The following is a 12198-nucleotide window of genomic DNA, read 5'->3' on the forward strand; positions in this document are numbered from 1 at the left end:
AAAATCCAAAATCCAAAATCCAAAATCCAAAATCCAAAAACCAAAATCCAAAATCCAAAATCCAAAATCCAAAATCCAAAATCCAAAATCCAAAATCCCTAAAACTCCACTTGTAATTCAGACATTAAAGTAGAAATTGTTGCTGGGTCTCCCTTTCTATAGTAGCCACCATTAACTTGAGCAATTTTCTTCAAAGCTTCCGGATTAAATTCTCCTTCATTACCATAACCAACAGTAAAAAAAGCAATTCTTTTGTCACTATTAAAGTTACTTTTACCAAGTTCTTGCTGTAATTTTTCTAGATTAATAGAAGACTCAGAGTCTTCACCATCCGTCAAGATAACAACAGCATTAATAGCATCTTTGCGGAGATTATACGCCAACCAATTACGTGCGTAGAGGGCAGAATCATATAATTTAGTCCCACCATCAACTTGCAAACTAGCAATAAATTGCATCCCCCGTTCTTTACCTTCAGGAGTTCCATCTACAACGATGGGAGAGCGAATGGCAGAATCAAAATCAATGAGAGCAATCTTTTCCTTTGGTCCAAGACTTTCAATATATTGACGTAAAGTGCTTTGCACAGCAGGTAACTTATTTCCCTGCATAGAACCGGAAGAATCCACCACAACAACCACCTGTGAAGGTTTTTTGGCAAATTCTTGCCAAGATTTTAGCATTGCAGCCACCACTTCTGGTTGTGGGGGACGCAAAGAATCATATTTAGCATTAGGATCGACGCCATATTCGGGGCTAAATTTTGCTCCCAACTCCACTCCAGGAACACCAGGTCTCAAACCAAGTTCTGTGGCAATTTTTTGTGCGTCTGGGGATTGCAAATAAGCAATGACTTTTTCCGCAGCTGCTTTTTCATCTGCACTAACCCATGGTGCATTAGGTACGATCGCCCGCATATTAGAAGTAAAAGTTGCTTTTGGATAAATTGCTTTGTACCGGGTTTGACCGGGTTGTAAATTAGAGTTTGCTTTAATAACAGATGATTCGTAAACAGAAGCGACAGATGCCCAAAAAGAACCATTTTTGACCATATCGGTTGCTAAAGCATCTGTAGAAACACCATAGCGAGTGATTTTGGTTTGAATATTTTGGATTTGGGTTTGGAATGTTTGGACATCTGCTGCTGTCAGTTGTTCGGGACGCTTCCCAGAGACAGACACAAATTGCGCCACAAGGGTTTGCAAACCCGAATTTGAACGGGTTGGTGCAGATTGAACAAAGTAAATAGGTAGTGTGGGACTGCTTGCATCAAGTTCTTTGTGGGTTTTTGCTTTGACTAATGCTTTATAGACATCTTCTTGCTTTTGCAATCCAGTTGCTACATCCACAGGAACCATAAACACCATTGGGCTATTTGCCAATCAGGGTGCATCGGTAATTTGAGGAATGTAGTTTTGTCCGGGGAAGACTTGATTGAACAGGTAAATTAATTGAAACTGGTAAATTTCTCCATCTAAAGAAACTAAAGTCGGAAACTCTGGTGAGTCAGCTTGCAAGCTTCCAGATTGAAGTTGCTTCGCTTGATTAACTAGGGTTGTGACTACATCACCGCTTCCCATCGCCTGACAACTTAAGTAGAAAGTTTTCCCATCACTCAGCTTGGGTTTTGTTTGATTGAACTGTTCTGCTGCTTGGTTGCAAAATTGTTGTAAAGCACTCCCAACTAAAAACTTGACTTCAAAACCGTCTCTAGGGGCAGAATTCACTTGAGACGTACAACCAACCAGTAAGAAAGTACCTAAGATGGCACTCATATAAAATTTTCTTTTCATAGCCTGAGTTCAAAAATAGTTAACAGAAACATCGCAGAGACACATTCGTATAGTTCCCCGAACTTTACTTCAAGTAACAATTGTTAGTTAAGAACAGTTTGTTTATTAGACATAGGCGTGAAAAAGATGTAACGGCGCAAGGCGTTGCGCCCCTACCAAGACTTTTGGCTTTAGCTAAATAAGGTTTTTGGGTTATATCCTCGTCTTCGTAGATGGGCTATTACTTAATCAGGCTTGTTGTGAGAATTTATGAAAAAGTCGGTAAGGCTAAATCCATCTAACCTTGTCAAGATGACTCATATCATTCAATTTATAATAAAACCTCTGCTCTTCTCTCTGTGCTCTCTGCGCCTCTGCGGTTTAAAAGTAGTTTATTTAACCGCAGAGGCGCAGAGTACGCAGAGGCAAGAGGTGAGAAAGCTATTGGGAAGAATAGAAGTAAATTGCTCTCCAAAGGGCGGAGTTTGTAATTTTCATTGTAGTTTAAATATACTACGCCATGCAACCACCAGATACCTCTCCATTCCTCTCTCATGACTGTATCGATCGCCGTTTCGTTACGGTGGCTCCAGATGCTTCTTTGTTGGATGCTGTGATGCTAATGAGCCAAGTCGATCTTAGCTCGAACATGGAGTCAAATACTCAACAAAATACTATGCGAGCGAGTTGCGTTTTGGTATTGGATAACCAGCAGTTAGTTGGTTTATTAACAGAGCGAGATTTAGTCAGGATAGCAGCAGAAGGGCGTAGTTTTAAGGAAACTAAAGTTTCTGAAATCATGACACAACAGCTGATTACGTGTCGAGAATGGGAAGCAACAGAGACAGTGAAAGTTATTCAATTACTCCGCGAGCACCGCATTCGTCATCTACCAGTTCTAAACGAATGGGATCGACCTGTGGGGATCGTAACGCCAGCTAGTATTTTGCAAGCTGTTGATGTCAATGAACTGCACAAAGTCATCACTGTATTACAGCAGCAGGTACAAGAGCTACACAACGATAAAATTAATTTGCTCAAATGTCTGACTTGCGATCTCAAACAACAAGTCAACGACCAGAGTACCCAATTATACGACCAGTTTCAACGAAACCAAATTTTAGCTGATATAGCGCTTAGGATTCGCGCATCTTTAAGTTTAGACACAATTCTTCTCACAACCGTCACGGAAGTGCGCCAACTATTACAGATCGATCGCGTAGTCATTTACCGCTTTGAGCCAGATGGGAGTGGAAAAGTTACCGTTGAATCGGTTACAACACCGGAATGGTCAATTCTAGATAGGGTTGTCGAAGACAAATGCTTTGCACAAACGTGGCTTGAAGCTTATCAACAACGCCATTCTAAAGCGATGGACGATATTCACCAGGCACAATTAAGCCCAAACCATGTGAATTTTTTCACTCAACTTCAAGTGAAAGCCAATCTTATAATACCAATTATGTTGGAAGAGACATTATGGGGGCTTCTGATTGCTCATCACTGTACTGATACTCGAAAGTGGCAAGCAGAGGAAATAGATTTTTTGGAAAACTTAACAGTACAGGTTGCAAACGCTATTCAACAAGCTACGTTGCTCGAGCAAGCCCAAAGAGCCAATGTCGAACTTGAAGCAAGGGTTGCCGAGCGAACAGCTCAATTGCAATATGTTAATAAAAGTTTACAAGAAGAACTCGCCCCCTCTCAACAAGCCGAAGCCGCATTGAGGGAAAAGGAGGCAATACTACGTAGCTTCTGTGACTCAGCACCGATGATGATGGGTGTGGTGGAACTACTTGATAATGACATTCTGCATTTGTCTGATAACGCTACCACTGCTCGATTTTTTGGAACAACTTCAGAAGCGATGCGAAATCAATTAGCCAGTCAAATGGGTGCATCTCTAGAATATATACGCACTTGGATAAATTATTATCAAGAGAGCCAACTTACGGGTGAACCAGTGCGTTTTGAGTATCAGTACAACCAAGATGGAACGATGAAATGGTTATCTGCTACTGTATGCTTCATTGGTGGAACAGATGGAGAACGTCCTCGTTTTTCCTATATGGTTGAGGACGTGAGCGATCGCAAACGAGCAGAGGAAGCATTAAGAGAAAGTGAAGAGCGCTATAGAGTTCTTATTACCCAGGCTCCTGTAGGCATTTATCAAACCGACGCACAAGGTAATACTTTATACGTAAATCCCCGGTGGTCGGAAATGAGTGGACTTTCAATGCTAGAAGCACGAGGTATGGGCTGGGTTCCAGCAATTCATCCCGAAGACCGAGAACGGGTTTTTAGTATATGGAGAAACGCCACCCAACAAGCAGGTCCCTTTGAAATGGAATATCGCTACCGCAAGCCAGACGGCCAAGAAACCTGGGTATCCGGTCAAGCAGTGGCGATTCGTAACGAAGCGGGTGAAGTTGCCTACTATTTTGGCACCTCAATGGATGTTACCGCTCGCAAACAAGCTGAAAATGCTTTGCAGCAGCAATTGCATAAGATGGTATTGTTGAAGCAAATTACAGATGCAATCCGCCAAAATCTCAAGACACAGCATATTTTTGAAACTTCTGCTATTCAAATTGGACAAGCATTTGGTGTGAACCGATGTCTGATTCATGCTTACATAGCTGAACCAGAACCACAGTTACCTTTAGTTGCAGAATATTTAAGCGGAAATTATAAATCTATTCATGAAATCAAAATTCCTGTTGTAGGAAACCCTCATGCTGAAGCAATGTTAAAGCAAGATAGAGCAATTATTACACCAGATGTGAATACGGAACCATTGTTTCAGCCCGTGCTTCACCTGTGTCATCAACTTCAAATCAAGTCAATAGTGTCTATTCGTACCTCTTACCAAGGGGAAACGAATGGTGTCATGGGATTACATCAGTGCGATCGCCATCGCGAGTGGACACCGGATGAGATTGAGTTGCTAGAAGCGGTAGCCGCTCAGGTAGGAATTGCACTGGCTCAAGCGTCTCTTTTGGAACAACAAACCCGTAGAAGCGAAGAGCTGACCCTTAAAAACTTTGCCTTAGAACAAGCTAAGCGACAAGCAGAAACTGCGAACAGAGCCAAGAGCGAATTTCTTGCTAATATGAGTCATGAAATTCGCACGCCAATGAATGCCATTTTGGGTTTTGCGGATTTGCTGCAATCCATCGTAACCGAATCTCGCGCCCGCTCCTATCTAGACGCGATCGCCAGCAGTGGTAGAACTCTATTATGGCTGATTAACGACATTCTCGACCTTTCTAAAATTGAAGCAGGCAAACTCGAACTTTACTACGAAAGTGTCGATTTGCGATCGCTAGTTCGCGAAATTTTGCAAATTTTTAGCCAAAAGGCAACCGAGAAAAATTTAATCCTGCACGCAAACGTTGAGGAAAATTTACCCGCAGCCATTTTCATTGATGAAGTTCGATTGCGTCAGATTCTCTTTAACGTTGTAGGAAACGCCCTCAAGTTTACAGAACGGGGAAATATCCAAATATCCGTCCGCGCTCGGGTTTATTCTATGTCTGAAAATGAAAAAGTCTGGCTGGAAATAACCGTTGAGGATACAGGAATCGGAATTGAGAAGGAACAACAGCAACGTATTTTTGAGGCATTTGTCCAAAGAACTGGACAAAGCAATCGCAAGTATGGAGGAACGGGTTTAGGGCTGGCGATCGCCCGACGCTTAGTTCATATGATGGATGGAACCATAACACTTCAGAGTGAGTTGGGGCAAGGTAGCATTTTCACCTTAGTCTTTCCAGAAGTGTCATTAGCTCAAACTGTAGAAGCCGCACGAGATCCTATAGACGATAATTTCAACCAGTTTGCCCCTTGTACAATTTTAGTTGTCGATGACGTTGCCTCAAATCGAGAACTCATCGGGGGATATTTTGAGAAAACGCATCACGTGCTTGTGTTTGCTAAAGATGGGAAGGAAGGCATCTGCTTAGCTCAGGCACATCACCCCGATTTAATTTTGCTCGATCTAAGAATGCCCCAGATGGATGGAAAAGAAGCAGCACAACTTCTTAAACAGAATGAACACACCCAAAATATTCCTGTTATTATTCTCACAGCTTCATCTCAGAAGGACGAACGATCGCAAATTGAACGCATCTGTCAGGGATTTTTACAAAAACCTGTGAGCCGTACTCAATTGATTGCAGAACTGAAGAAACATCTAAAGCCTGCTTTTAACCCAGAGAAAAAAAGAGAGTGCTCTGAGCCTGATGGTTTTTCCAAACCATTGCTGAACGTTCCGATTCATTTGCCAGATTTGCTAGTGAAATTGCAGCAGGAGGAAGAAACCGTTTGGAAAACCTTACGTAAAACCCTAAAAATCCGAGAGCTAAAACAGTTTATTCAGCGCTTAGAGCATTGGGGACAGGAGCATCAGTGCCAGTTATTGTCAGGTTATGCTGATTCCCTCAAAACTCAACTTGATGCGTTTGATATGGAGAAGCTACCCCAGACTCTAGATAACTTCCCAACTGTGCGGCAAAGGCTTGCTGAGGAAAATACTTAGAAATTAGGAGCCGCAACAACCCGGTTGCGCCCTTGGTTCTTGGCATGATATAGGGCTTTGTCAGCACGTTGAATGATAACATCTACTGTTTCATCCGCCAAGTTATAACTAGCCACCCCTATACTCACTGTTATGAATATCTGTTGTTCTTGCACCAAAATAGCCGTCTTTTCGAGGTTCTCTCGTATACGCTCAGCCACCGTAATTGCTACATCAATATCTCTTTCCGGCAGAAAAGCAACAAATTCTTCACCACCAAATCTGCCAAAAAAATCAACCGTCCGCAGACAATTCAGGACTGTTTGTGCCATGCTTGTCAGCACTCGATCTCCAACAGCGTGTCCGTAGATATCGTTAATTTGTTTAAAATGGTCTATATCTAATATCAGTACAGAAAATATACTACTATATCGCTGAGAACGGTTAAGTTCTTGTTCTGCAAGTGCAAACAAATGACGGCGATTGAAAACTTGAGTTAATGGATCGATCGTAGCTAATCTTTCTAACTCTTGAATGAATTCTTTTTGCTCGTGCAGCAATTTTTTCAATTGCTCTCGTGCATATTTCAACTCCAAATGTGTCCGCACGCGTGCAAGCAGCTCTGGAGCATGAAATGGTTTGGTAACATAATCTACTGCCCCTTTTTCAAAAGCTTGGAGTATGTGCTCTTGTTCAGTGCTAGCGGTGAGAAAAATAATCGGAATTTCAGCAAACTCTGGATCGGCTTTGAGTTTTTCACATACTTCCAAACCGTTCATTTCGGGCATCATTAAGTCCAATAAAATTAAATCCGGTTTAGCTGCCTTGACACGCTCCAAAGCTTGCTGTCCACTGGAGGCAACAGTAGCTTCATAGTCTTTAGTCTGTAAGATTTCTACGATTACTTGCAGATTTTTACTCACGTCATCAACAACTAAAATTAAGCAATCTTCTGGATGAAACAATGTCATTATGGATGCGATCGCGCTCCTAAGTAAAGCCACTAGTTTGGGATTGTCAATCTCCTATTACATTGTAGTCGATAAACACGGAGATTCATAAAGCTGTATTTCTGCTCTAGGAGAGGAAATAGAGTTTGCGAACGAGATTCACATCCAGCAAGCCTTGAGTCGATTTGCCTTTTACAGTAAATAAGTACTAGCTCGGTACTTGGGGGTAAAACTCCTCAATTTCATCTGGGTAAAACTCCCCAATTTCAGTAATCTTCCTATTGTTGTTAGAGAGAAAAAGTTATTAACATGATACGTATATGAATTTCTGTATCATGCTGAGGATAAAAACTAAGCAGTTCTTAATTCTTTGGGTATTTGCTAAAACTAGCCCGAACTTATCATAATGAGAAAATCTCCGTTTTTTTTTACCTTACTCTGCTCTGCTATTGTGTCTGTGCTTTTTGTTAGTTGTAACCCAACTAACAAACAAGCAAAATTTATAACTTTAACGGTATATGCTAGTGATAGCTTAAAAAGTGCTCTCACAGATATTAAAACAATTTATAATCAAGACTATCCAAATATTAATATTAAATATAAACTAGCTAATTCTGGAACTTTAGAAAAATTAATTGAGGAGGGTGCTAGAGGTGATATTCTCATTCCGAGTAAAGCTAAAGTTTTAGATAACTTACAGTCTAAAAATTTTCTTCTTGCAGGTACCCGTCAGAATTTCTTGAAAAATCAAATAGTGTTGATTGTCTCCAAGGATACTCAAAATATCTCTGATTTCAAAGACTTGACTCATCAGCAAATCCAGAAAATTGCTTTAGGTGATAATATACAAGAAGCATCAGGCAAATATGCTTCAGAAATTTTCGTAAAACTTGGAATTTTAGAGCAAGTAAAAATCAAATTTGTGTTTATGTCTAAAAACAGTGAAATACTGAGTTTTGTAGAAAATGGTAAAGCAAATGCAGGTCTGGTGTATGCAACAGATGCTATTTTATCGAAAGGAGTAAAAATTGTAACGCTTGCACCACAAGGACTTCATTCTCCTATCGTTTATCCCATAGCCATACTTAAAACTAGCCCACATATCTCTGAAGCCAGGAATTTTATCCAATTTCTTCAAAGCGATCGCGCTGAAGCTGTGTTTCTTAAGTATCGATTTGTTGTTAATTCTAATATCTCAAATTAACAAGGACTCAAAATCTTCTAAAGAATTCTGTTTAAGTAAACTTTTCCAACTTGATAACTATGAAATATAGTTTTTATCTTTCCTTAGCTATTTTCTCTATAATTTTAGTCAGTTGTAGAAAACAAGAGGCAAAAACAATTAGTTTAAACGTTTCAGCAGGTCAAAGTTTACAACCTGCTATGACAGAAATTAAAAAAATTTATACTCAGCAACAGCCAAACGTATCCATTGCTTATAAATTTAGCAATGGTGGTTCACTTAAAGACTCAATTGTTCAGGGAGAAACCATAGATATTTTCTTTACAGGAGGCTCTGAATTTTTAGATGATTTGCAGTCAAAAGGGTTTCTGCTGGAAGAGACTCGCAAACATTTACTTAATAACAAATTAGTTTTGATTGTCTCACAGAATTCTACTGGTATATCTACATTTAAGGATTTGTCTGGTAAAAAAGTAAAGACGATTGCTGTAGGTGACTTTAAGACTACAAGTTCTGGTCAACACGCTGAAAAAATCCTCAACTCTTTAAAGATTTTAGATTTAGTAAAACCAAAATTAGTTTTTACTAAAGTTGGCTTTGGTGCAGATCTTTTTGTAGAAATGAGACAAGCAGATGCAGGTATTATGTATGCCACAGACGCCATAAAAGCAAATCAAATTAAGATTGCTGCGATCGCGCCTGAAAACTCGCATTCTCCCAGTAGGTATAGTGTAGCAGTCCTTAAGGCTAGCAAGCATATTCCTGAAGCTAAAGAATTTATCCAATTTCTTGAAAGTAACCAAGCGAGTGCTGTGTTTGTAAAATATGGATTTGCGATCGCAAGAGACGAGGAAGCTAGAAAATAGCTCACCTTTTATTACACTTATTTTACTTATTTATCATATTTTATGTCTATTAAGCAACAATTGACTTCGCTACCCATCTTTAGGTATCAATTCAAGTTCAAACATTTATTTAATCAATTAGGTATTCGACAAAAAATTACCTATGGGTATGCTCTTGCTATCGGAATTGCTATATTAGGTGCTACTGCTGGAAAAGTCATAGAGTATTATTATCAAGTTCAGGCCAAAAAACAACTAGCAGAATCACAAGAAATTATATTACTTCTAAATAATTTACAGGCATCTACATTACAAGCTCATACTCAAACACCAAAACTCATTTATTTCTTAACTGAGCCAGTTAGGTTAGAGTTAGAATATTCTCGTTTTTTGGAATATATTGCCGCTGTCAATAGGCTTCTGTATCAAACTAAAAAATCCTTAGAAATTTTAGATTCAGAACCAAATATTGATAATAATAAAGAAAAAACTCTGTCAATGAAAAATTCAATACGAACTTATATTGACTCTATTAAAGAGTATGCTCAAAAATTAGAAGTACTAGAAAAAGAATCTGCATCTACGTGGAGCACAAATACAACTGATTTAGTCTCTTTATTGAGCGTGACTAAGAAAAGTAAGAAACTTGATTTGGCAGTTAATAAAGTTTCACAAGAAATGTCTTTGCTGATTACTGAAATACAAGATAAAGAAGCTAAAACAACTCTTAAAGCCTTAGAGCGTTCTCAAGCAATAGGAACACTTATTCTAGCGCTCGGCTTAATGTTAGCAGCAGGGCTTGCAACTCTATTAGCTATGTACACCAGCTGGATGATTGCTTCTCCTATCGAAGCAACTACCAAAATTGCTCAACAAGTTACAAAAGAGTCAAATTTTACCCTCTTTGCACCCGTAACAACAAAAGATGAAGTTGGTCAATTAACCACATCTCTCAACCAATTGATACAACGAGTTGCAGACTATACTGAAGAATTAAATCTTGCTCAAAGCCAGTTAATCCAGACTGAAAAAATGTCGAGTCTTGGACAAATGGTTGCTGGTATTGCCCATGAAATCAATAACCCGATTAACTTTATCTATGGCAACATAGAGCATACTAAAAACTACATTCAGGATTTATTAGAACTCATATATCTTTACCAGGATAAATATCCTCAATTCGAGACTCAAATTGAGTCTCGAATTGAGGAAATCGAGCTAGAATATATCATTTCCGATTTGCCCAAAATTTTAGGATCTATGAAAATGGGTGCTGAACGCATCCGCCAACTTGTATTATCTTTACGAAACTTTTCGCGTCTTGATGAAGCAGAGGTAAAGTCCGTTGATTTGCATGAAGGAATTGACAATACGCTCTTGATTCTCAGTAATCGTCTCAAAGAGGAAATTGAAATTATCAAAAAATACGGAGATTTACCATTAGTAGAGTGTTACCCAGCACAGATTAACCAGGTGTTTATGAATCTCCTTAGTAATGCCATTGATGCGCTACTCGGTGCTAGCGAAAAATTCCAAAAACAAATAGTGATTCAAACAAAAGTGATTAATTCAGACTCCATTAAAGTAGAAATTCGAGATAATGGAGTAGGTATACCTTTGGAAATTCAAAACAAAATTTTCGATCCTTTTTTTACCACGAAACCAGTTGGCTCTGGGACTGGTTTAGGGCTGTCTGTTTGCTATCAAATTATAGAAAAGCATGGGGGCAAAATTTTTGTCAAATCGGAACCAAATCAAGGAACAGAATTTGCCGTCTCTCTTCCAATTCAACAGCTAAATTCACTCTAGTTAGAGAAAAGCACTTAGTTTGCGATCGCGATTCCCATCCAGCAATTATGAAGTCGCTCGGTTATTCAGTCCTTTTGCAGTAGGAAGGGAGTCAATACTTGTCGGTTAAGCCTAAAAATACGAAAACACGTAGCTTGGGTTGAGGAACGAAACCCAACATTTACAGACATTTGTTGGGTTTACCCACAGATTTACCTAACCTACAAAAATTCTTATCCAAGCAGTATTGGGAAGGGAGTATGCTACGCCCGAAAGCCTGCGGGAACATTTTAGAGAAGTTGAACGCGGCTTCAGGAATGCGGGCGTGAGATTTCAGATTCGACCCGGTATGCATGAAAAGGACGATAAGGGCGAACAGCATCCTCCCTTTGGGGACTGGCAACTTTACAGTCACCAACAAGCAGCTATTGAACAAATCCTGGCTGGTAAAAACACTATTGTTTCCAGTGGCACGGGTTCTGGTAAAACAGAATCCTTCTTTATCCCCATCCTCAATCATTGCTTGCAGAATCCAGGAGCGGGAATTAAAGCACTGATTCTCTATTACTTTTATTCAGCAAGCCCTAATTAAATTTCTGCAAAGCGGCATCTTCTTAATATTCAATAATATTTTTCCAGGCATCCGTCGTGATAAGTTATAGGTACTTCAAACTTGTCACTTCAAACATTCATGCCTAATTATGAGTTATAAAGAGCAGTTTATTTGGAATCGAAGCATTGATTTAGCCGTTAATTGTTACCTTTTAACAAGTCAATTTCCAGATTCCGAACTCTATGGATTAACCCATCAGATAAGATGTTCAGCCGTTTCCGTGGCCTCAAATATTGCAGAAGGATATGGCAGACGTAGTAAAGATGAATACATTCACTTTCTTCATATTTCTTTAGGTTCACTCCGTGAGTTAGATACACAACTTATCATTGCCCAAAAAGTCAAATTAGCTGACGAGAAACTTTTTACTCCTGTAACCAATGAAGTTGAGGAGATGCAGAAAATTATGGTCGCAAGTATTAACAAGCTTAAAACTTAAAAACATATTCTTCTGCATCCTTCTGCCCTCTGCCCTCAGCATAGCTGCCTTTTTTCGTACCATTCCCTTAGCAAGGGGAGGGCTGGGGG

At 39.5% G+C, this 12198-nt stretch carries 9 protein-coding genes; 6 read left to right on the forward strand and 3 right to left on the reverse strand.

The annotated features are described in order from the left end of the window. Positions 1-98: 98 nt before the first annotated feature. Together F7734_RS57750 and F7734_RS64885 are read right to left on the reverse strand one after the other, a co-directional pair. Positions 99-1382 (reverse strand): extracellular solute-binding protein, encoded by a 1284-nt coding sequence (locus F7734_RS57750; protein WP_279239899.1) that lies wholly within the window; start codon positions 1380-1382, stop codon positions 99-101. Then, a complete protein-coding gene (locus tag F7734_RS64885; RefSeq protein WP_243147616.1) occupies positions 1383-1793 on the reverse strand; it encodes a hypothetical protein in 411 nt (136 codons plus the stop codon). 499 nt (positions 1794-2292) lie between these two features. Here F7734_RS64885 and F7734_RS57755 point away from each other — a divergent pair, with 499 nt between their 5' ends. Next, positions 2293-6312, forward strand: a complete 4020-nt coding sequence (locus tag F7734_RS57755; protein ID WP_155753135.1) for a PAS domain S-box protein — start codon at positions 2293-2295, stop codon at positions 6310-6312. Here F7734_RS57755 and F7734_RS57760 read toward each other — a convergent pair. Then, a complete protein-coding gene (locus F7734_RS57760) occupies positions 6309-7295 on the reverse strand; it encodes a diguanylate cyclase (protein ID WP_347566466.1) in 987 nt (328 codons plus the stop codon). The genes F7734_RS57755 and F7734_RS57760 overlap by 4 nt on opposite strands. 352 nt (positions 7296-7647) lie before the next feature. Here F7734_RS57760 and modA (F7734_RS57765) point away from each other — a divergent pair, with 352 nt between their 5' ends. From modA (F7734_RS57765) to F7734_RS57785, 5 genes are all read left to right on the forward strand, one after another. Then, on the forward strand, positions 7648-8445 hold the full coding sequence (modA, locus tag F7734_RS57765) for a molybdate ABC transporter substrate-binding protein (RefSeq protein WP_155753136.1): 798 nt from the start codon (positions 7648-7650) through the stop codon (positions 8443-8445). A gap of 59 nt (positions 8446-8504) precedes the next feature. Next, a complete protein-coding gene (modA, locus tag F7734_RS57770; protein WP_155753137.1) occupies positions 8505-9290 on the forward strand; it encodes a molybdate ABC transporter substrate-binding protein in 786 nt (261 codons plus the stop codon). A 42-nt stretch (positions 9291-9332) separates the two neighbouring features. After that, positions 9333-11078, forward strand: a complete 1746-nt coding sequence (locus F7734_RS57775) for an ATP-binding protein (RefSeq protein WP_155753138.1) — start codon at positions 9333-9335, stop codon at positions 11076-11078. Positions 11079-11382: 304 nt separating this feature from the next. Then, positions 11383-11649: a DEAD/DEAH box helicase gene (locus F7734_RS57780; RefSeq protein ID WP_155753139.1), complete on the forward strand. Its 267-nt coding sequence runs from the start codon at positions 11383-11385 to the stop codon at positions 11647-11649. 109 nt (positions 11650-11758) lie between these two features. Continuing rightward, entirely contained in the window at positions 11759-12109 is a 351-nt protein-coding gene (locus F7734_RS57785) for a four helix bundle protein (RefSeq protein ID WP_155753140.1), read from the forward strand. Positions 12110-12198: the final 89 nt, after the last annotated feature.

The sequence above is a fragment of the Scytonema sp. UIC 10036 genome, from assembly GCF_009725235.1.

Coding starts and splice junctions, on each gene's coding strand:
- modA (WP_155753136.1), top strand. CDS start 7,648: ATGAGAAAATCTCCGTTTTTTTTTACCTTACTCTGCTCTGCTATTGTG.
- F7734_RS57755 (WP_155753135.1), top strand. CDS start 2,293: ATGCAACCACCAGATACCTCTCCATTCCTCTCTCATGACTGTATCGAT.
- F7734_RS64885 (WP_243147616.1), bottom strand. CDS start 1,793: ATGAAAAGAAAATTTTATATGAGTGCCATCTTAGGTACTTTCTTACTG.
- modA (WP_155753137.1), top strand. CDS start 8,505: ATGAAATATAGTTTTTATCTTTCCTTAGCTATTTTCTCTATAATTTTA.
- F7734_RS57785 (WP_155753140.1), top strand. CDS start 11,759: ATGAGTTATAAAGAGCAGTTTATTTGGAATCGAAGCATTGATTTAGCC.
- F7734_RS57775 (WP_155753138.1), top strand. CDS start 9,333: ATGTCTATTAAGCAACAATTGACTTCGCTACCCATCTTTAGGTATCAA.